The sequence below is a fragment of the Sodalis sp. RH21 genome, from assembly GCF_047324175.1.
GTDB lineage: Bacteria > Pseudomonadota > Gammaproteobacteria > Enterobacterales > Enterobacteriaceae > Acerihabitans.
On sequence record NZ_CP178732.1, the window covers coordinates 1608751 to 1629540 of the forward strand.

Annotated in this window: 17 protein-coding genes; 14 read left to right on the forward strand and 3 right to left on the reverse strand. The window is 48.6% G+C overall.

What is annotated here, in order from left to right; translation table 11 throughout:
- Positions 1 to 20: 20 nt before the first annotated feature.
- The 5 genes from wbaP to rfbD all read left to right on the forward strand — a co-directional run bounded on the left by wbaP (position 21) and on the right by rfbD (position 5021).
- Positions 21 to 1454 carry an undecaprenyl-phosphate galactose phosphotransferase WbaP gene (gene wbaP, locus ACL2XP_RS07400; protein WP_413738015.1) on the forward strand — a complete coding sequence of 478 codons (1434 nt, stop codon included), beginning with the start codon at positions 21 to 23 and terminating at the stop codon, positions 1452 to 1454.
- Between the two features lie 219 nt (positions 1455 to 1673).
- A complete protein-coding gene (gene rffG / locus ACL2XP_RS07405) occupies positions 1674 to 2735 on the forward strand; it encodes a dTDP-glucose 4,6-dehydratase (protein ID WP_413738016.1) in 1062 nt (353 codons plus the stop codon).
- 23 nt (positions 2736 to 2758) lie between these two features.
- Entirely contained in the window at positions 2759 to 3634 is an 876-nt protein-coding gene (rfbA, locus tag ACL2XP_RS07410; protein ID WP_413738017.1) for a glucose-1-phosphate thymidylyltransferase RfbA, read from the forward strand.
- Positions 3631 to 4161 carry a dTDP-4-dehydrorhamnose 3,5-epimerase gene (gene rfbC / locus ACL2XP_RS07415; protein WP_413738018.1) on the forward strand — a complete coding sequence of 177 codons (531 nt, stop codon included), beginning with the start codon at positions 3631 to 3633 and terminating at the stop codon, positions 4159 to 4161. Before rfbA ends, rfbC begins: the two co-directional genes overlap by 4 nt.
- Positions 4162 to 4163: 2 nt before the next feature.
- Positions 4164 to 5021, forward strand: coding sequence for a dTDP-4-dehydrorhamnose reductase (gene rfbD, locus ACL2XP_RS07420; RefSeq protein ID WP_413738019.1), 858 nt, complete (start codon positions 4164 to 4166; stop codon positions 5019 to 5021).
- A gap of 403 nt (positions 5022 to 5424) precedes the next feature.
- Here rfbD and ACL2XP_RS07425 read toward each other — a convergent pair whose 3' ends face one another.
- Positions 5425 to 5919 carry a hypothetical protein gene (locus ACL2XP_RS07425; RefSeq protein ID WP_413738020.1) on the reverse strand — a complete coding sequence of 165 codons (495 nt, stop codon included), beginning with the start codon at positions 5917 to 5919 and terminating at the stop codon, positions 5425 to 5427.
- A 330-nt stretch (positions 5920 to 6249) separates the two neighbouring features.
- On the opposite strand from ACL2XP_RS07425, the gene ACL2XP_RS07430 reads away from it, so the two are divergent.
- A complete protein-coding gene (locus ACL2XP_RS07430) occupies positions 6250 to 6420 on the forward strand; it encodes a hypothetical protein (RefSeq protein ID WP_413738021.1) in 171 nt (56 codons plus the stop codon).
- Positions 6421 to 6715: 295 nt separating this feature from the next.
- Here the strand turns inward: ACL2XP_RS07430 and ACL2XP_RS07435 are convergent, their stop codons facing one another.
- Both ACL2XP_RS07435 and ACL2XP_RS07440 read right to left on the reverse strand, forming a co-directional pair.
- Positions 6716 to 7495, reverse strand: a complete 780-nt coding sequence (locus tag ACL2XP_RS07435) for a hypothetical protein (protein WP_413738022.1) — start codon at positions 7493 to 7495, stop codon at positions 6716 to 6718.
- 345 nt (positions 7496 to 7840) lie between these two features.
- Positions 7841 to 8272, reverse strand: coding sequence for a hypothetical protein (locus ACL2XP_RS07440; protein WP_413738023.1), 432 nt, complete (start codon positions 8270 to 8272; stop codon positions 7841 to 7843).
- Positions 8273 to 9107: 835 nt separating this feature from the next.
- On the opposite strand from ACL2XP_RS07440, the gene ACL2XP_RS07445 reads away from it, so the two are divergent.
- From ACL2XP_RS07445 to ACL2XP_RS07480, 8 genes are all read left to right on the forward strand, one after another.
- The gene (locus tag ACL2XP_RS07445; RefSeq protein WP_413738024.1) at positions 9108 to 10520 is read left to right on the forward strand and encodes a mannose-1-phosphate guanylyltransferase/mannose-6-phosphate isomerase; all 1413 of its coding nucleotides are present in this window, start codon (positions 9108 to 9110) and stop codon (positions 10518 to 10520) included.
- Between the two features lie 177 nt (positions 10521 to 10697).
- On the forward strand, positions 10698 to 11483 hold the full coding sequence (locus tag ACL2XP_RS07450; RefSeq protein WP_413739110.1) for an ABC transporter permease: 786 nt from the start codon (positions 10698 to 10700) through the stop codon (positions 11481 to 11483).
- Complete coding sequence (locus ACL2XP_RS07455; protein ID WP_413738025.1) at positions 11483 to 12772, forward strand: ABC transporter ATP-binding protein; 1290 nt, start codon at positions 11483 to 11485, stop codon at positions 12770 to 12772. Before ACL2XP_RS07450 ends, ACL2XP_RS07455 begins: the two co-directional genes overlap by 1 nt.
- Before the next feature lie 24 nt (positions 12773 to 12796).
- Entirely contained in the window at positions 12797 to 15136 is a 2340-nt protein-coding gene (locus ACL2XP_RS07460) for a methyltransferase domain-containing protein (protein ID WP_413738026.1), read from the forward strand.
- A 534-nt stretch (positions 15137 to 15670) separates the two neighbouring features.
- A complete protein-coding gene (locus ACL2XP_RS07465) occupies positions 15671 to 17686 on the forward strand; it encodes a glycosyltransferase family 4 protein (protein ID WP_413738027.1) in 2016 nt (671 codons plus the stop codon).
- A 31-nt stretch (positions 17687 to 17717) separates the two neighbouring features.
- A complete protein-coding gene (gene gmd / locus ACL2XP_RS07470) occupies positions 17718 to 18752 on the forward strand; it encodes a GDP-mannose 4,6-dehydratase (protein WP_413738028.1) in 1035 nt (344 codons plus the stop codon).
- Positions 18752 to 19645, forward strand: a complete 894-nt coding sequence (locus ACL2XP_RS07475; RefSeq protein WP_413738030.1) for a GDP-mannose 4,6-dehydratase — start codon at positions 18752 to 18754, stop codon at positions 19643 to 19645. Before gmd ends, ACL2XP_RS07475 begins: the two co-directional genes overlap by 1 nt.
- A gap of 4 nt (positions 19646 to 19649) precedes the next feature.
- A complete protein-coding gene (locus ACL2XP_RS07480) occupies positions 19650 to 20789 on the forward strand; it encodes a glycosyltransferase family 4 protein (RefSeq protein ID WP_413738031.1) in 1140 nt (379 codons plus the stop codon).
- The last annotated feature ends 1 nt before the right edge of the window (position 20790 follow it).

Sequence of the window (20790 nt, forward strand, 5' to 3'; positions counted from 1 at the left end):
ATTGCTAAAAAAGAGCTTATATGAAAAAATATAGTTCCTCATTTCAAAGTTTTATGGCCAAAGTTGCATTGGCTTTTTCAGACCTGCTTTTTTTTAACCTGTCTCTGATTGCTGCATTTGTCGTCATAGATATGATGTCTGAAAATTTATATGCTTTTATTCCAAAAAGTGAAATTCATGCTAGATATTATTCGCATGTAATTTTATCAATCGTGTGTGTTACATGGTTTTGGACAAGATTGCGGCATTATACATATCGCAAACCATTTTGGTTCGAGTTGAAAGAAGTATTACGGACCTTGCTTATTTTTTCAGTAATTGATCTGGCTATTGTTGCATTCTCTAAATGGGAGCTATCACGTTATGTGTGGTTCTTTACTTGGGTATTTGCTTGCATAAGTATACCGCTGGCGCGCGCAGCAGTTAAGCGCATATTAAATTACTTCGGTATGTGGAAAAAACAAACTATTATTATTGGATCTAATAAAAATGCCAGTGATGCTTATTATGCTTTGCAGAGCGAAGAGATACTAGGATTTGATGTTATTGCGTTTTATGCCGTTGGCTCTGATGAAATTACCACCTTGCTTGATAAACCTGTGTTACACGCAGAATCGGAGCTATGGTCTTTAGTCGATGTCAATAATACGCAATTTATCGTGGCGGTGGAATTTGAACAGCACGCTGACCGCGACTATTGGTTAAAAAATTTGGCTAAGCACGACTGTCGTTCAGTATCGGTTATTCCTACTTTACGGGGAGTGCCACTATACGGCACGGACATGTCTTTCATTTTCAGTCACGAAGTCATGATTCTTCGGGTGAGCAATAATCTGGCAAAGCGCTCTTCACGAATTTTAAAGCGTGGTTTTGATATAGTGGGTTCAGCAATAATTATGCTTTTCCTCGCTCCGGTAATTCTTTTTATACTTTACCAAGTTTCGCGTGATGGCGGAAAACCTATATATGGCCATGAGCGGGTAGGTTTGAACGGCAAGAAATTCAGCTGTCTTAAATTCAGATCGATGGTCCTGAACTCACAAGAAGTATTAACGGAATTGCTGGAAAACAGCCCTGAAGCCAGGGCCGAATGGGATAAAGACTTCAAACTTAAAAACGATCCCAGAATTACGAAAGTCGGTCAGTTTATCCGTAAAACCAGCCTTGATGAATTGCCGCAGCTTTGGAATGTCTTCCGAGGCGAGATGAGCTTAGTCGGGCCTAGGCCGGTCATTGAGAAAGAGCTTGAACGTTATGCCGGTGATGCTGATTATTATTTGATGGCCAAGCCTGGAATGACCGGTTTGTGGCAAGTCAGCGGAAGAAATGATGTAGATTACGATGTTCGGGTTTACTTTGATGCATGGTACGTTAAAAACTGGTCTCTGTGGAATGATATAGCAATCCTGTTTAAAACCATCAATGTTGTTTTGAAACGGGATGGTGCATATTAAGTGTTAATGTCCGTCATGGTTTGTTGTAATTATTTGGTGAAAAATATAGTGTCATGTAGTTTTACCAGTGTCACTTTTAGAGTGTTAAAGGTTTCATGTTGCGCTTAAATTTACTTCTTCTTAACTTAGTATTTGTGTATTGTCATTGTGTATTGTCATAATGAATGAGTTTTGGCGTAATTTGTCAGCAATAAGAATTAATTAAGGGATGCATTCCATATGAAAATTTTAGTTACAGGTGGCGCCGGCTTTATTGGTTCAGCCGTTGTTCGGCATATTATCGAGAATACACAGGATCAGGCTTTAGTCGTCGACAGCCTGACTTATGCCGGCAATCTCGAATCACTGGCCGATGTGAGCAACAATGACCGCTATAGCTTCGAGCGAGTCAATATTTGCGATCGCGCAGAATTGGATCGGGTGTTTAAACAGCATCAGCCCGATGCGGTAATGCATCTGGCGGCAGAAAGTCATGTGGATCGCTCCATCGACGGGCCGTCGGCTTTTATGGAAACCAATATCATTGGGACGTATACCTTGCTGGAGGCTGCCCGTCAATACTGGCTGGCCCTTGATGACAAGCGCAAATCTGCCTTTCGATTTCATCATATTTCTACCGATGAAGTTTACGGCGATCTGCATGGCACCGATGACCTCTTCACTGAAACCACTCCGTATGCCCCTAGCAGTCCCTATTCGGCTTCAAAAGCATCCAGCGACCATTTGGTCAGGGCGTGGCACCGTACCTATGGCTTGCCAACTTTAGTCACCAACTGCTCCAATAATTATGGCCCCTATCATTTCCCTGAAAAGCTGATCCCCCTGACGATCTTGAACGCTATCGCAGGCAAGCCATTGCCGGTATACGGTAACGGCGCGCAAATCCGCGATTGGTTATATGTGGAAGATCACGCACGTGCCTTATATAAGGTAGTGACCACTGGTGTTTTAGGTGAAACGTATAATATCGGCGGCCACAACGAACGTAAAAATATTGAGGTAGTCAAGACTATCTGTGCTTTGTTGGATGAATTGGTTCCTAACAAGCCGTCGGGAGTTAGCCGTTATGAAGATTTAATTACCTATGTTACCGATCGGCCCGGTCACGATCTGCGTTACGCCATCGATGGTGCCAAGATTAAACGGGAACTGGGCTGGCAGCCATTGGAAACATTCGAAAGCGGAATACGTAAAACGGTGGAATGGTACTTGAACAACCGGACCTGGTGGCAGCGTGTTCAGGACGGATCTTATTCAGGCGAACGCCTTGGTTTACAATAATACATCAGGAATCGGTGAATCTTATGAAAGGTATTGTACTGGCTGGCGGAACGGGGACTCGTCTTTATCCAATTACCCGCGGGGTATCTAAACAGTTGCTCCCCCTGTACGACAAACCCATGATTTATTATCCAATCTCGGTGTTAATGCTTTCCGGCATACGAGATATCCTGATTATCTCTACGCCGGAGGATATGCCGGCATTTCAGCGTTTGCTGGGTGACGGCAGTCGTTTTGGCGTTAATTTTACTTATGCCATCCAGCCAAGTCCTGATGGCCTGGCGCAAGCATTCTTGATTGGTGAAAAATTTATCAATGGCGATCGCTGCGCTTTAGTTTTGGGCGATAACGTCTATTTCGGCCAGAGCTTTGGTGCCAAACTGGAAAATGTGGCTGCCCGAACCTCTGGCGCAACGGTATTTGGCTATCATGTGGTCGATCCTCAACGTTTTGGCGTGGTGGAGTTTGACGACCAATTCCGGGTATTGTCACTGGAAGAAAAACCGGTTAAACCCAAATCCGAATGGGCGGTTACAGGTTTGTACTTCTATGACGAGCAGGTAGTAGAACTGGCTAAGCAGGTCAAACCTTCTGCTCGCGGCGAGTTAGAAATTACTACCCTTAATGAGTTGTACTTGAGGCAGAATCAGTTAAACGTAGAGTTATTGGGTCGCGGTTTTGCCTGGCTGGACACCGGTACCCACGAAAGCCTGATTGAAGCGTCTGTGTTTATCCATACTATTGAAAAACGGCAGGGCTTTAAAGTTGCCTGTCTGGAAGAAATAGCCTTCAACAAAGGCTGGTTAAGCAAGGCGCAGGTATTGGTAGAAGCACAGCTAATGAGCAAAACCGAGTATGGACAATATTTGATCCAAGTTGCCGGGGAAACATTTCAATGAAAGTGCATAAGACCAAAATTGATGGCGTAAAAATCATCGAGCCTAAAGTGTTCGGTGATGCTCGAGGTTTTTTCTTGGAGACGTTTGAAAAACAGCGTTATCAGTCATTGTTAGAAATAGACTTGGATTTTGTTCAGGATAACCATTCCCGGTCTTCTAAAAATGTATTGCGCGGGCTACATTTTCAGAAAACAAATCCCCAAGGCAAACTGGTTAGGGTGGTACGGGGAGAAGTGTTTGATGTGGCGGTTGATATCCGTCGAAATTCGCCAACCTATGGTCAGTGGGAGGGGGTTTTATTATCCGAAGAGAACAAGACACAATTTTGGATTCCGCCCGGATTAGCTCATGGCTTTGTAGTGCTGACAGATGTGGCCGATTTTGAATATAAATGCACCGATTATTATAATCCAAAGCATGAAGAATGCCTGCTGTGGAACGATCCGGCGGTGGGGATTGATTGGCCTGTAACACAGCCCCTCTTATCTGAAAAAGATAAACTGGGCAAGCTATTAAAGGATCTGTGAATATGAAAGTATTACTTACCGGGGCCAACGGTCAGCTTGGTCGCTGCTTCCAGGATCGTGTTCCCGCTGATTGGCAGATCATGGCCACTGATAGCGATTCACTGGATATCACGCATGCCCATCAGGTCGACCAAGTGGTAAACCAGTTTCAACCTGACTTGATTGTTAACTCGGCAGCTTATACGGCGGTAGATAAAGCGGAATCTGAATCCGAACTTGCTCGACGTATCAATGCGCAAGGGCCGGAAAACTTGGCCAAAGCAGCCAAAAATATTAACGCTGGTTTTGTGCATGTTTCCACTGACTATGTCTTTGACGGTACGTCGATGGTACCTTATAAAGAATCCGATGCAACCAATCCGTTGAGCGTATATGGCGTGACCAAGCTTGAGGGTGAAAAGGCTGTGTTGCAAATTTATCCGCAGTCTATCATTATCCGCACGGCTTGGGTATTCAGCGAGTATGGCAATAATTTTGTTAAAACGATGCTGCGGCTTGCTCGTGAACGAGATAGCCTGAGTATTGTTGATGACCAGCGCGGATGTCCAACCTATGCCGGTGATATTGCTCAAGCAATAATTAAAATTGCCCAACAAAAGAATGCCGGCGGGATTTATCATTTCTGCGGTGACCGGGAAGTCTCATGGAAAGAGTTCACGGATGACATTGTCGCCACTGCAAACTCGCTGACGCTAATCAGCCATAGCCCGCTGATTAAAGGGATAAGTACCGCTGAATATCCTACAGCTGCTCATCGCCCTGCATATTCAACGTTATCCTGTGAAAAGATCGCGGCTTATGGTATCCGTCCGTCAGATTGGATTGCAGCGTTAAATTATTGCATGGGGAAAATAGCATAATTGATAGAGCCGGTCTGTCATTGGCAGGGCGGCAATTTTATTAATATTCTGTCTTCTTTAGAAGTGGAACGATCAACAAAGACCTTTTGTGAAACAAGGACTATCGACACGGCAAATATGTGATAAAGGCGCTGGCATGTTAAGATATTTACAGGAAGTGCGAGCCAGTGGCCAGTAAAAATGTTATATCCACCAATAAAAAACGATGCGCACGGTTCTCTATTCTTTAGATATGAAAAAACCGACACCTGGTCGGTTTTTCATCCTCTGCCGCCAGTGAGATATCGTTGCGTACAGGGCTGATCGTAGTTTTAAATTACTCATTGTTGATGGTACAGTCAATGATCCCCTCAAAAATAAAGTCACTTTGCTAACTTTTTTATATTTTTCCTTGAACGACAATTTATTTTGGACGATCAAGTAAAACTTTCCCCCCAACAAACACGCCATCAGGCAGTCTTGAAATACCGGTGCTTCTAATATTAAGATCGCCTCCAACATACATTTCATCAGGTAAATGCCGGATCGGCGTATTTTCTAAATCCAATGTGCCTCCCACGCTAAATCCCCTAGGCAGTTCTTGCAGGCAACTGTTGGCCGCGAAAAGCGACCCCCCAACCTGCAGGTCGTTTGGCAGCATTTTGATCAGTGTATCCCGCAGGTCCAGTGAACCATGGACTTTCATGCCACAAGGTAGTTCGCTGATATCACATCCTTGCAATACCAATGTCCCATAAATGATCAGCTTTTCAGGCAGTCTGGTAACACTACTGCCGCACAGGTCGATAATGCACTCATCATAGCCGGTATTGCCTATATAACCTGCAAGTACGTATCCGCCCGGAGATTTGATAAAGGTGATGTTTTTTTCTACTAAAATCTGATAAAAATTAGCCATGGCTCACCTTCCGCAATGCTACGAGAATCTGCCCTGACAGCATCGGGTTGAGGTGCGAAATCATAGTCAAAAAGTAATTTGGCATCTTCTCCCCCGGCTGTGAATAGGGAGCATGGCATTTATAAGCTCTGGTTTTAAGATAAAAACAATGCTGAAATTCAGGGCGAGTTTGGGTACACTTCGGCATGGCCATAGCGCGAGCTCCTTCAATGTGAGTTATTAATCGCCTACCCTGTAAAAATATCATTTAGGGTAATGCCTTTATATTTTGTTTGTCGTTAAAATATAGGCTGCAATTGTTTTCAACCTAATTATATTAATGTAACTTCCATGCTCAATAAAACGATTAAAACCGATCAATACCAATTGCGACTTGCGCATGAACTGCGCGCGCAACTTGAGGAGCAGGCGCGTAATGACGGCGATACGTCCCTTGCTGCCTGGATTAAACGCATGTTGCGAAAAGAGTTGCAAGCACGCGGTATTCAACCAAAAGGTTGATAATAATATAATTGAATGCTTTTGAGCATCTTTTTGTTATTGAATGCTTAGATATGATTACAAGCTGGGTGCACTTTACTGTTTTGTAATTACACTGTCAATTGGAAAGTAGGGTGGCAGGGAATAAATTACTAATGTGTTTTAATGAAATTATATGGATGGAATTAATAATGCTTGTTATATCATTTTCGTTAAATGCAGCTTTTTATCTGGAGTGAACGCGTAATAATGCTAAACTGAAAGCAGTATAATTTCGGCACTCACTCCTAGTGGTTGATTATTATGAGAGAGTATATTAAGCAGCAGCGCTTAATTCATCAATACACTCTTGTACTTTACTTTTAATGCTACTTGTAACAGTTATACCGGTAAACTCATTAACTGTGCCATAAAAGCAGCCGGCAGAGATTTTGATTTCATCCTGTAGCCTCACCGCAAATACGGTCAGGTGGGATAAAAGTTCATCGCCATTCGGTTCGCAATTGATAAAATCCACCAGATTAAACGGCACGCTGCTCTTGTTTTTCATCTCATCGGCGATAGTGGCCAAATCGACCTGGCGGAACGCCAGGTTTGTGGTGATGTTCGCCGCATCCAGCAGCAACTGGCCGCCGACAAACAAATCGTCGGGGAGGGCGGTGATGGCGGTGCCTTTGATGTTCAGATCGCCACCCACATAAAGTCGCTCGGGTAACTGGCGGATAGGGGTATTTTGCAGATCCAATTCATTGCCGACATAAAAAGCAGCAGGCAATTCAGTCAGGCCGCTATTGCCTAATAATAGCGAGCCCCCCACTTCCAAATCCTTCGGCAATACTTTTATGGCGGTATCACGCAGATCCAGCGAGTCGTAAATCATTAACTCATGTGGTAGTTCACTAATATTACATCCTTGCAATTGCAGCGAACCATAAATAATCAGCATGCCGGGTATAGTGGTGATATCACAACCGCGCAGATCGACTGTAAAATCTTTATAACCGATCCGGCTAATGTGGCCTAAAAGGGTGTACGCACCCGTTTTTTTAATAAAGCTAATATTTTTATCAACCATGCATTCATACAAATTGGACATGACAATTCTCCATCAAACAAAAGAGCGCGCTAAAGCGCGTTTAACGTCGTTTGTTTTCAGGTTGTCACACCCGGCTACAGGTTTTACCCGTAGCATTAATACAGTAAACAAGATTGAATTCCCGATCAAGATTAATTTTGATTTGGCGATATATCATGAGGGAAAATAGAACGAAAAATAATATTTAACCCGGTTGTTACTATAATCAATATATAAGTAAATTAGCAATTACTTTTACTAAATATTACCATCAAAATGATGGTGGTTATGCATTTATCTGTGGACTTTATTATGCAATTTTACACAACTACGTGCTACCCACGTTTGTATTGAATCGCTGCATCCCTAATTATCTTTAAACGTAAGATCAAGTTCAGCCATCAGCGTTTCAAGCCGGCTCACGCTGCCCGCGGTTTGCTGCGCCAGGGCGCCGATGAGTATCCCATAGCCGGTGGCGGCGCTGGTGACATGCACGACATACTTTTTAGTATGATCGTCTCGGCTGGTGGCGATGCCCGTCCAGTTCGGCAGATTGCCGGTACGGCCAAAAAAGCCCTGATTCACAAATCGCAAAGTGGCATCACTTGTCTTCAAATGATTAACCAGGTCAGTCAGTGTCTGATTACTCGCCCGGACGATGCTGAGGTTTACCACGATGTCATCGGTGATAAATGAACTGGCGGCTACATCTTTATCTTTGGATAGCTGTTTGACTATCCAGCCTTGTCCAAGCACTGTCTGCTTTAAGGTTATGGGATTTTGCCACTGATATTCCATTTCCTCCGCGCCAGGGCCAGCGGGAAGGGGATTTGATGCCGTTGCTCCCAGCCCGCTGACTATTTGCCAGGGATTAGTGGGCCAAAGCGCGCATAGGGAAGAAAACGGAAGGGTTGGCTGATAGTAGCAGTATGCGGCACCCGCGATTAGCGCGGCTACCGTTACCCGCTTTTTTAACGTATTGCCGGCCCCATGCCGTAATCCTTTCATAATGCGATTCCTCCGATTGCCAATCGCTTATTTTATCACCTACGATTGCGGCGCGAATAATTAATGTTGGTTAAAAGATGCCTCTTTAAGCAATAGTTCACTTTTCAGATTATCTGCATGCCTTACGGAAGGCTAGTTTACCCCCCTGATTTGCCGCAATGACTCTCCCAACGAGGTTCTCTATGATAATATTGCGGGTTTTAGCGGCGATTGTTGGCGAAAAAAATGGAGTGGGCGCAGGTAATGCCGATACTACCCATCGGCAGGGCCAGGGATCTCGCAATCTTTAAGCCTGGCGCAAGGATTGGAATCAAGGCATGGCGCATTATCTTGAAGAAAAGCACTTACAGTGATGGTAGCATGAGACGCCAAATTTTGTTGCCGGCGGAGGGGACCCAGGCTTGATAAGCGCTCAGGTTTCCCCGCAACGGTAATACAATCGGCCAAGCGGCGATAAGTGCCGGAATCGGTGGTTTATGCCTCGGTTTCACGAGGTCAGTGAATTGGTAGCTGCGAGCCAAGGGCGGTAGCGTGCCAATTTTTTATTTCGTTGATGCATCTAGCGCATAACCCTTTGTTTTATAATAGTGCGCATAACTAGACAGATGTGATTTAAGGAACAGGAATGTTACTTCCAGTTATCATGGCAGGCGGCACGGGCAGCAGGTTGTGGCCTATGTCCAGGGAGCTTTACCCGAAACAATTTTTGCGCTTGCACGGTGTGAACTCGATGCTACAGGAAACCCTGTTGCGTCTCAAAGGTATCGAGGTGCGCGAGCCTGTCGTGATTTGCAACAAAGAACACCGGTTTATGGTGGCGGAACAGCTGCGTGAAATTGATAAGCTGTCCAATAATATTATCCTTGAGCCTATCGGCCGCAACACCGCGCCCGCGATAGCGCTTGCCGCGCTGAATGCGAGCGCCAACGGCGACGATCCGTTACTGCTGGTCCTGGCCGCCGATCATGTGATTAACGATATCCCGGCGTTTCACCGGGCGATCGAGGCGGCCATTCCGTTTGCCAGCAAAGATAGCCTGGTCACCTTCGGCATTGTCCCCACCGGTCCCGAGACCGGTTATGGCTACATTCAGCGCGGTGAACCCACCGGTGATGGCACTACCGGTTACCGGGTTAAATGTTTTGTCGAAAAACCCAGCCAGGTGGTGGCGGAAAAATATATTGAGAGCGGCGAGTATTACTGGAACAGCGGGATGTTTATGTTCCGCGCCAAACGCTACCTGGAAGAGTTGGCGCAATTCCGCCCGGATATTCTTGATGCCTGCCGCAAGGCCCTGGATCATAATGTGGGCGGCAGCGATTTTATTACCGTGGATCAGGAGCGTTTTACCGCCTGTCCGGACGAATCCATTGATTATGCCGTAATGGAACAAACCCGGCATGGCGTCGTGGTGCCCCTGGATGCGGGCTGGAGCGATGTGGGTTCGTGGTCCGCTTTGTGGGAAGTTAACGAAAAAGAGCAAGACGGCAACGCGTTGACCGGGGATATTTTCCTGCATGATACGCACGGCTGCTATATTAATACCGACGAAAAGCTGGTGGCGGCGATTGGCGTGGAAAATCTGGTTATCGTCAATACCAAGGACGCGGTACTGGTGGTGGATAAATCCCAGGTGCAGGACGTCAAGCGCGTGGTGGAATATCTTAAGGCCAACCAGCGCAGCGAATATCGCCGGCATCGCGAAGTGTATCGTCCCTGGGGGCGGTGCGATCTGGTGGTCGCGGAAAACCGCTTTAACGTCAATCGCATTACGGTTAAACCGGGTGCGAGTTTTTCTGTGCAGATGCATCATCACCGCGCGGAGCACTGGATTATCCTGGCCGGTACGGCCAAGGTGACCATTGCCGACAAGACCTTCCTGCTAACGGAAAACCAATCCACCTTTATTCCGATCGGCGCAGTCCATACGCTGGAAAATCCGGGCAAAATCACGCTTGAATTGCTTGAGGTGCGTTCGGGTTCCTATCTCGGCGATGATGACGTTATTCGTATCAAAGACCACTATGGCCGCAATTAGCCAGACGCCGGATTGCGCAACCTATCTGTTCTAAGCCGATGGCCGCCAAGGTTAACGGGGTGAAAATCTGTCCCCGGGCTTGCCGGCCATAATTTAAGGAATCCAATTATGCTCATGCAGGAAATAACCGCTGAGATGCTGAAGCTTCTGGGTGGTAAATAACACATGTTACATGCCTTGCTTAGTGGTATCAGTCGTTATCGTGGTTTTATCATCGACAGTATCAAACGGGACTTCCAGTCGCGTTATCAAAGCAGCTTTTTAGGCGCTATCTGGCTGGTGCTGCAGCCCATTGCCATGATCGCCGTGTATACGCTGGTGTTCTCGGAATTGATGCGGGCGCGCCTGCCGGATATGAATACGCCTTTTGCGTATAGCATCTACCTGTGCTCGGGGGTGCTGACCTGGGGATTATTCGCCGAAACGCTCAATGGCCTGGTTAACGTGTTTCTCACCAATGCCAATATTCTTAAAAAATTAAGCTTCCCCCGTATTTGCTTGCCGATAATCGTAGCCTGCTCATCGTTTATTAATTTTTTGATTATATTCTCGCTGTTCATGGTGTTTCTCATCGTTACCGGTAATTTCCCCGGCTGGGTGTTTTTTACGATTATTCCGGTATTGTTTATTCAGATGCTATTTACCGTTGGCCTGGGCGTGGTGCTTGGGGTGATGAACGTCTTTGTCCGCGATGTTGGCCAATTCGTCGGCATTTTGCTGCAATTCTGGTTCTGGTTTACGCCGATAGTCTATGTCAGCAAGACATTGCCTGACTGGGCGAGCGATGCGTTAAAATATAACCCGATGGCAACCATTGTCGCCAGTTATCAGAATATATTGCTCTATCACCGGAGCCCTGATTTTAACTCTCTCCTGCCGGTTACCATCGCCGCCATTATTTTATTTGGCGTGGGTTGGAGGATGTTCAAGAAGCATTCGGCTGATATTGTGGACGAATTATAATGATAAGTGTTTCAGTAAGTAATGTCGGCAAAGCCTATAAATACTATTCTTCCAAATGGCAACGAATAGCGGAAAAACTGATGCCTGGCAATCAGGAGCGGCATTCGAAAAAATGGGTGCTGAGAAATATCTCCTTTGAAATAAAAGCCGGGGAGTCGGTCGGTATCGTGGGGGTAAACGGCGCGGGCAAAAGCACGCTGCTAAAATTACTCACCGGCACCACTCAGCCGACCGAAGGCACCATCCAGACCCAGGGCCGCGTTGCCGCGTTGCTGGAATTGGGCATGGGTTTTCACCCTGATTTCACGGGCCGGCAAAATGTGTATATGTCGGGCCTGATGATGGGGTACAGCCGGGAAGAAATCACCCGGTTAATGCCGGATATCGAACGTTTCGCCGATATCGGCGATTATATCGATCAACAGGTGCGTATTTATTCCAGCGGCATGCAAATGCGTTTGGCGTTCGCCGTGGCGACATCCTCGCGCCCCGATATTTTGATTGTCGACGAAGCCCTGTCGGTGGGTGACTCGCGATTCCAGGCGAAATGCTACGCGCGTATTGCTGAATTCAAGCAGCAAGGCACCACATTATTGCTGGTATCGCACAGCGCAGGCGATATTGTCAAACACTGCGACCGCGCCATCTTTTTGAAAAATGGCGCCATTGGCATGGATGGCACCTCCAGGGACGTGACTAACCGTTACCTGGATGAACTGTTCGGCAAGTCTGACGAAAGCGTGCGGTCAGCAACGGAACGCGCTACATTGGCCGGCACCGCGGTCTCACTTGAAAATCACGATGATATTTTTCATACCCGCCCGGGATACCGCCAGGAAGAATATCGCTGGGGGCAAGGCGGCGCCAAAATTATTGACTATGATATCCAGGTTGGCGGGAAAAGCTTTCCGTCCAGTATTGAAAGTAATAGCATTACGGATTTTTATTATAAGGTTGTATTCGAAGCCGATTATGACAATGTGGTGCCGGGAATTTTAATTAAAACCTTAGACGGCCTTTTCCTCTATGGCACCAATTCATTCTTAACGTCCAGAGGCCAGGAACATGTCTCAGCCCGGCGTGGCGACGTGAAAGTTTTTAAATTCAGCTTCCCTGTCAATTTAAATCAAGGGGATTATTTGTTGTCATTTGGTATTTCCGCCGGCGCCCCGCCAGCGGAAATGACCCCCCTCGACCGCCGTTATGATTCCATTATCCTCCACGTGAGCAAGGCGATGGAATTTTGGGGCGTTATCGATTTAAAATCGACATTTGAAAGCTATAATTAATTCAATTAAAGGTAAGTAGAAGACATGAGTATAAACTTACAAGATCTAGTGTCAGCACTGCCTGAAGTTTATCAAACTATTTATGGTCATCCGGAATGGGATGGCGATGTTTCTCGTGATTGCAATGAACGGTTAGACGTCATCAGCCAAGTTTACGATACCCTCTCCCGTGAACTGGGCCGTCCGTTACGCGTACTGGATTTGGGTTGCGCGCAAGGATTTTTCAGCCTGAGCCTGGCCAGCAAAGGCGCCTCGGTGCAAGGTATCGATTTTTTACAGGAAAATATCGATGTCTGTAATGCGTTGGCGCACGAACATCCGGATTTATCCATCAGCTTTTCCATCGGCCGGATTGAAGAAGTTATAGAACAGCTTGAAGCCGGGCAATATGATTTGGCGATTGGCCTTAGCGTATTTCACCACATTGTTCATCAGCATGGCCTCGCCCAGGTGAAAACGTGGATACAACATCTGGCCGATTCGGTCCATGGGCTGATTGTGGAGCTGGCGCTGAAAGAAGAGCCGCTTTATTGGGGGCCTTCGCAGCCTGGCGATCCCCGTGAATTGATCGAACAATGCAGCTTTTATCATCAGTTGGCCACGTTTGATACCCATCTGTCCGCTATCGCCCGACCGATGTATTTGATCAGCAACGATCATCTTATTTTCGGCGAGTATTGCCAGCCGTTTACCCGGTGGAGCGTGCATCCGTATGCGGAAGCGGGCCTGGCCCATAAAGGCAGCCGCCGGTACTATTTCAGTCAGGAAACGATTTGCAAGCTGTACTATTTTTCAACCTCTACGGGTAACCTACTGCCCCGCGAAAGCGCGCGCAATCGCACTGAGCTGGAAAATGAAATTGCATTCCTGAGCGATCCTGCGGCGGGTTTCCCCGCACCGCGGCTTATTTCCTCCGGCCTCAATGAGGTGGATGGATGGTTGGTCATGCAGCGCTTTCCCGGCAAGCTGCTGATGGATAAAATCAAGCTTGCCGAACCTATCGATGCCGACGCGCTGCTAGGCCAGGTACTGGAGCAATTAGTCATTCTGGAACAAAATGGCCAGTATCATGACGATCTCAGAACCTGGAATATCATGGTTGACGATCGGCAGCAGGCGCGCATCATTGACTACGGTTCAATCACCCCATTAAAACAAGACTGCGTCTGGCCTGAAGATCTATTCCAATCATTTGCCATTCTGGTCAATGAAATCGTGATTCCGGAATCGGTTAGCGGCGGTTTTTTGCGCCCGGCGGCCCTGAGCCCCTTTAACCTCCCGGCCCCATACGCCAACTGGCTTTACGCCTTTTGGCAGCAGCCCACGGCGGACTGGAGTTTTGCGTTACTGCAGGCGCTATTCCTGAAAAAAAGCACGTTGCCCGGTATGGCAAACGCGCTGAGCGCCATCGAGCTGTGGATTGGCGCGCAGGAAAAAGTCATGATGCACAACCAGACCCATATCCATCTGGTCGATGCCTTGGTGAGCGACTGTCATACTCGCGTTAATAACTGTCTGGGCCGCGTGGTTGAACTGGAACAGCATCTTGACCAGCAGCGGGTGGATCAGCGAGTGACGTCGCTGGAACAGGCGCTTTTGGAGCTACAGCAGCGTATCCCGCCGCTTCCACCTGCCGGCGGAAACAACGCCGCCGCCTTTGACCCGCGACAACATGACGTTCTGACCCGCCGCCTTGAAGATGCGGAGGGCCATATTGCCCAGTCGGCGAATGAAAATGGCCTATTGGCGGGTGAGCTTGCCCAATCGGCCACCGAAAATGGCTTGCTGGCCGAGGAACTCGCCAAATCCGCAACGGAAAACGGTCGCCTGGCGGATGCGCTGTCCCAGTCAACAATCGAAAATGGCCAACTGGCGGGTGAGCTTGCCCGCTGGGCGGCGGAAAGCACCCGGTTGGCGGGTGAACTTGCCCATTATGCCGGCGAAAACAGCCGTTTGGCCGGCGAACTTGCCAGGATGGCGGCTGAAAATGACCGGTTGCACCGGCATATCCAGGCTATGTTACACAGCCGTTCATGGAAGATGACGGCCTGGTGGCGCAAGGTGGGGCAACCAATCAAAACCACCGTCAACCAGCCGATCGGCAAAAAAGCGATTAGGTATATTTTGACCAGGCTTAGCGGCTTTATCCGTCGCCGGCCGTCGCTCAAACGCGCGGTGTTACGTACGCTGCGTGTGACGGGTCTTTATAATCTCAGCCTTAAATTTTACCAGCGTTGTTTTCCTGTAACCCGACACGAACCTGAAGTCGTAAACTCGTCCCATGACGAAGTTTTGATTTCTTATAATGATGACAGCCAACGGCCGCCTTCGGTGGAAGATATTTACTTGAAAATAAAAAAGTAAAATTTCTATGGAATGCTAAGTAAGGGGAAGAAGTTGCACATTTTGTTAGATATGCAAAGCTGCCAGTCAGAAAGCAGACTGCGCGGAATTGGTCGTTATACATTATCTCTGGCAAAAGCTATAATCAGAAACCCGGCAGGCCACAAAGTCAGCTTGTTATTGAACGGCTTGTATCCGAATAATATCACCAATGCGGTAAAACAAGAGTTTAACGGGCTGATCCCACCGGAGCAGATTTTTGTTTTTTCCGCACACGGGCCGATCGCTTATTATGATCTTGCTAATCGCGCCAGAAATCAGGCGGCAAAAATATGCCGGGATTTGGCCATTGCCAATATTAATCCCGATATTATCTGTAACATGAGTTTCAGTGAAGGTTATGTTGACGATTTTGTTGTCTCTATATTAAAGCAGGCAAACGGGGCGCGCAATTTCTCGATTGTTTATGATTTAATTCCTTTGCTAAATAAAGATGTTTATCTTTGCGATCTCGAATATCGGAAGTTTTATCTGAATAAATTGCGTGAGCTTGAGATGGCGGATGGTATCCTCGCTATTTCCGCTTCTGCTGCAAATGAAGTGCAAGTACATACGGATATCGCGCATAAAAGAGTGATCAATATCTCTTCGGCTACGGACGACCATTTTAAGATTGTCAGTATTGATGAGATAGAAAAGAAACGCCTGCTGAAAACGTATGGCATCACCGGCGAATTCGTTATGACCATCGGCGTGCTGGAGCAGCGGAAAAATATTGAAGCCTTGATCCATGCTTATGGGCTACTGTCTCCTGAAGTTAGGTCAGCACATACCTTGGTGCTGGCGTGCCAAATCAAACCTCATGATAAAGCCCGGTTGAAAAGCCTCGCCTTAAAACATGGGCTGCAGGAATCCGAGATCGCTTTTACCGGTTTTATTCCGGATGAGGATCTGGTCGCGCTGTATAATATTTGCAAGCTTTTTGTTTTTCCGTCCATTCATGAAGGCTTTGGTCTGCCGCCGTTAGAGGCTATGTGCTGCGGCGCGGCCACCATTGCGTCCAATACCACCAGCCTGCCGGAAGTGATGGGCTGGGATGGCGCCATGTTTGATCCGCACAATGTGACGGATATGGCCCGAATGATGGAAAAAGCCTTGACCGATGAAATCTTTCGCCAGGAGCTGCTTGATAATGCCAAGCATCAGGCCAGCTTATTTTCATGGGATAAATGCGCCCAGACGGCGGTGGATGCGTTTGAACGCAGCCTGAAGCGCGATTCCGTACCGACGCTGTTACCGGAAACCGCACTAGGACTGGCGGTGAAAAAGATCAGAAATATCGCGCAACCGGATTTATCCGATCTGGATAAGCTCGGCGCGGCCTGGTCGTTGGCCAAAAATAGCTATCGCACCCATCAAAAACAGCTGCTGGTGGATATTTCGGTGCTGGTGCAACACGATGCCCGTACCGGCATCCAGCGGGTGGTGCGCAGCGTATTGGCCTGTATGTTGGAACAAGGTTATGAAGGGTATTCGGTCAGGGCGGTTTATTGCCAAATGGGGCAGTTATTCCATTATGCCAATCGCTATGTAGCAGACAACTATGGGGCGGATTACGGTGATGACGAGCCCGTACTGTTTGCCAAAGGCGACATTCTGCTTGGATTGGATCTGACGGCCCATCTGTTCCCCTATTTGAATACCCAACTGGATCACATCCGGAAAACCGGGGCGCAGGTTTATTATATTGTTTATGACCTCATTCCTTTGCTTCATCCCGAATGGACGGATACCAACGTACGAGCCGCATTCCCGCTGTGGATCAAATCGCTGGCCGAGCATACCGATGGCCTGGTGTGTATTTCTAATAGCGTGGCGCAAGAATTAGAACAATGGCTCCAGGACAATGCCGGCCAGATCCATACCAATCCTTACCTTAAGATCGGCCACTTCCATTTGGGGGCTGACATTGATGCCAGCGCGCCGTCTGCCGGCCGGCCCGATAATGCGGATTATATCCTGCATAAAATGAGCGGCAGCCCGGTTTTCCTTATGGTGAGCACCGTCGAACCGCGCAAAGGCCATGCCCAGGTTCTGGCGGCCTTTGACAAATTATGGCTGCAGGGCGTTGACTGCACTTTGGTCATCGTAGGTAAAAAAGGATGGGGTGTTGACGAGTTAGCGGCTAAAATAGAAGGGCATAGCGCCCTTAATAAAAAATTATTCTGGCTTAGCGGTATCGGTGATGATTTTTTGAGCGAAATATATTCTCGCGCCCAGGTGTTGATTGTCGCCTCCCTGGCGGAAGGGTTTGGCCTGCCGATCATCGAGGCGGCGCAGCAGGGGCTGCCGATAATCGCGCGCGATATCCCGGTGCTGCGTGAAGTCGCCGGCGAGCATGCCTTTTACTTCCAGGGCGAAACGCCGGAAAGCGTGGAGAAAGCGGTGCTGGACTGGCTCGAACTAAACGCCGGCGGCAGGGTGCCGGACTCGAAAAATATACCTTGGTTAACCTGGCAAGAAAGTACGCAACAGTTATTAGCGCAACTACCTTTGAGTAAGTTGCAATAAATAATGATGATAGTCATTGATAGGAATAGTTATGAAAACTGCAGTAATTACCGGTATTACCGGACAAGACGGCGCTTACTTGACGGCGTTATTATTAGAAAAGGGCTACGCCGTGTATGGCACTTACCGCCGTACCAGCTCGGTTAACTTTTGGCGCCTTAAGGAACTTGGCGTCGACCAGAATCCGAATCTGCATCTGGTTGAATATGATTTGACCGATTTGTCCAATAGCATCCGTTTACTCCAGCAATCGGGCGCCACCGAGGTATACAACCTGGCGGCCCAGAGCTTTGTCGGCGTTTCGTTTGAACAGCCTATCACCACCGCGGCGATTACCGGCATCGGTCCCGTGAACCTGCTTGAAGCCATCCGTATCGTTAACCCTAAAATCCGGTTCTACCAGGCGTCGACTTCCGAGATGTTCGGTAAAGTCCAGGCTATCCCGCAGATGGAAGATACGCCGTTTTATCCGCGCAGCCCTTACGGGGTGGCCAAGCTTTATGCCCATTGGATGACCATCAACTATCGCGAAAGCTACGGTATTTTCGGCTGCAGCGGCATTTTGTTCAACCACGAATCCCCGCTGCGCGGACTTGAATTCGTCACCCGCAAAATTACCGATTCCGTCGCTAAAATCAAGCTGGGCAAGCTGGATGTGCTGGAACTGGGTAATATGGATGCCAAGCGCGACTGGGGTTTTGCCAAGGAATATGTCGAAGGCATGTGGCGCATGATGCAGGCAGACGAGCCGGATACTTTTGTACTGGCCACCAACCGTACCGAAACCGTGCGCGATTTTGTCGCCATGGCGTTTAAAGCCGCGGGATTCAACCTGCGTTTTGATGGGCATAACGAGCAGGAAGTGGGGATTGATACCGATACCGGCAAGACCCTGGTGCGGGTTAATCCAAAATTCTTCCGTCCGTCCGAGGTGGAGTTGCTGATTGGTAATGCGCAAAAGGCCAAGGACGTGTTGGGCTGGGAGCCTAAGACGTCGCTGGAAGACCTGTGCAAAATGATGGTCGAGGCCGATATGCGCCGCAATGAGCAAGGTTTCTCATTCTGATGGCCGACCATGGCAAAAGAGCCCTGATTACCGGAATCAACGGGTTCACCGGCCATTATATGGCAGCGGAGTTATCCGCTGCCGGATACCGGGTATTTGGTTTGGGTTCAATCGCGTCGGATGAGCAGAATTACTTCCAGGTCGATCTGGCCGATTTGCCGGCCCTGTCCGCCGTGGTCGCGCAGGTTCAGCCGCACGTGGTGATCCATTTGGCCGCCATTGCGTTTGTCGGCCACGGCGACGCCAACGCCTTTTATGACGTTAACCTGGTGGGCACCCGCAACTTGCTGGAAGCGATCGGCCGATCGGGCATGGCGCCCGATGCGGTGCTGCTGGCCAGCAGCGCGAATGTCTATGGCAACAGCCGCGAAGGCCGGCTTGATGAATCGACCCCGCTTAATCCCGCCAACGATTACGCCGTCAGCAAAGTGGCGATGGAATACATGGCGCGGTTATGGCTGGATAAGCTGCCGGTAATCCTGGTGCGGCCGTTTAATTATACCGGGGTCGGCCAGGCGGAAAACTTTCTGTTGCCGAAAATCGTCAAACATTTTAAAGAAAAAGCGCCGGTGCTTGAATTGGGCAACCTGGACGTATGGCGTGATTTTACCGACGTGCGCGCCCTGGCCAAAGCCTACCTGGGGCTGATTCAATCAGGCGCGGCGGGGGAGACGGTCAATGTCTGTTCCGGGCAAACGTACTCGCTGCGCGAAGCGGTGGCGATGTGTGCGGCGATTACCGGCCATCAGTTGCAAATCACCGTTAATCCGGCCTTTGTCCGGGCCAATGAGGTAAAAACCCTGTGTGGCGATGCGGGCAAGCTGCGTTCCATTATTGGGGAATGGAGTTCGCCTCCGCTGCAGGATACCCTGCGCTGGATGCTGGAAAGCTGACCCTATGAAAGTTATTCTCGGCACCGACCCGATCAAGTATCCATTAACGGGCATCGGCCGTTATACCTATGAACTGGCCAAGGCGCTGCAGTCATATGAAAGCTCAGAATTGTCTGAGCTTTTATTTCTTCAGGGACGGCATATCAGCCGGGATATCCCCGCGGCTAGCGAAACCGCCCCCCGAAATACCGGCCTCAAACGCATGGTCCAGCGCAGCAGGCTGGCCTCCGAGTTGTATCGGCTAACCGCGCCCTGGCTGAAAACCCGGGCGTTAAAGCCTTATCCGCAGCATATTTACCATGGTCCCAACTTTTACCTGCCGCCGGGGGTGGATAATTGCGTGGCCACTTTTCACGATCTTTCCGTGTTCAGCTTTCCGGAATGCCACCCGGCGGAGCGGGTGCGTTTTATGCATAAAGAGTTGTCCCTGACGCTGCGCCGGGCCAAAGTATTAATTACGGATTCAGAGTTTACCCGGCGAGAATTAGCCCAATATTTTAATTATCCGCTGGCCAAAATCGTCACCGCCAGGCTGGCCAGCAGCGGCGAATTTTACCCCCGCGACGGGCAGCAGATTAATCAGGCGCTGTTACCCTTTGGTTTGTCCGCCGGGCAATATTCGCTATTTACCGGCTCCATTGAACCGCGCAAAAATCTTAAAACGCTCTTGGATGCTTATCAGCAATTGCCGGTGTCCCTGCGCCAGCGTTATCCGCTGGTGATTTGCGGTTTTAAAGGCTGGGGCAGCGAGTCTTTGCATGCGCGCTTCGAACAGGCCGAAAAGGAAGGGTGGCTGCGTTATCTCGGTTTTGCCCGGGCGGATGATTTACCCTGGCTATTTGCCGGCGCGCGGGCCTTTATTTTCCCATCGCTTTATGAAGGGTTCGGCTTGCCGGTGCTGGAAGCCATGTCGTCGGGGGTTCCCGTGGTGTGTTCCAACAGTTCATCATTACCCGAAGTCGTCGGCGACTGTGCGTTAATGCACGATCCTTTGGATGCCGACGGATTTACGACATCAATACGGCAGAGCCTAGAAGATGCCCTCTGGCGTGAGGCTGCTATCTCCGCGGGGTTGGAACGGGCAAAACTTTTTTCTTGGCGGCGTTGCGCGCAAGAAACGATCAATGCATATAATCAGGTTTAAT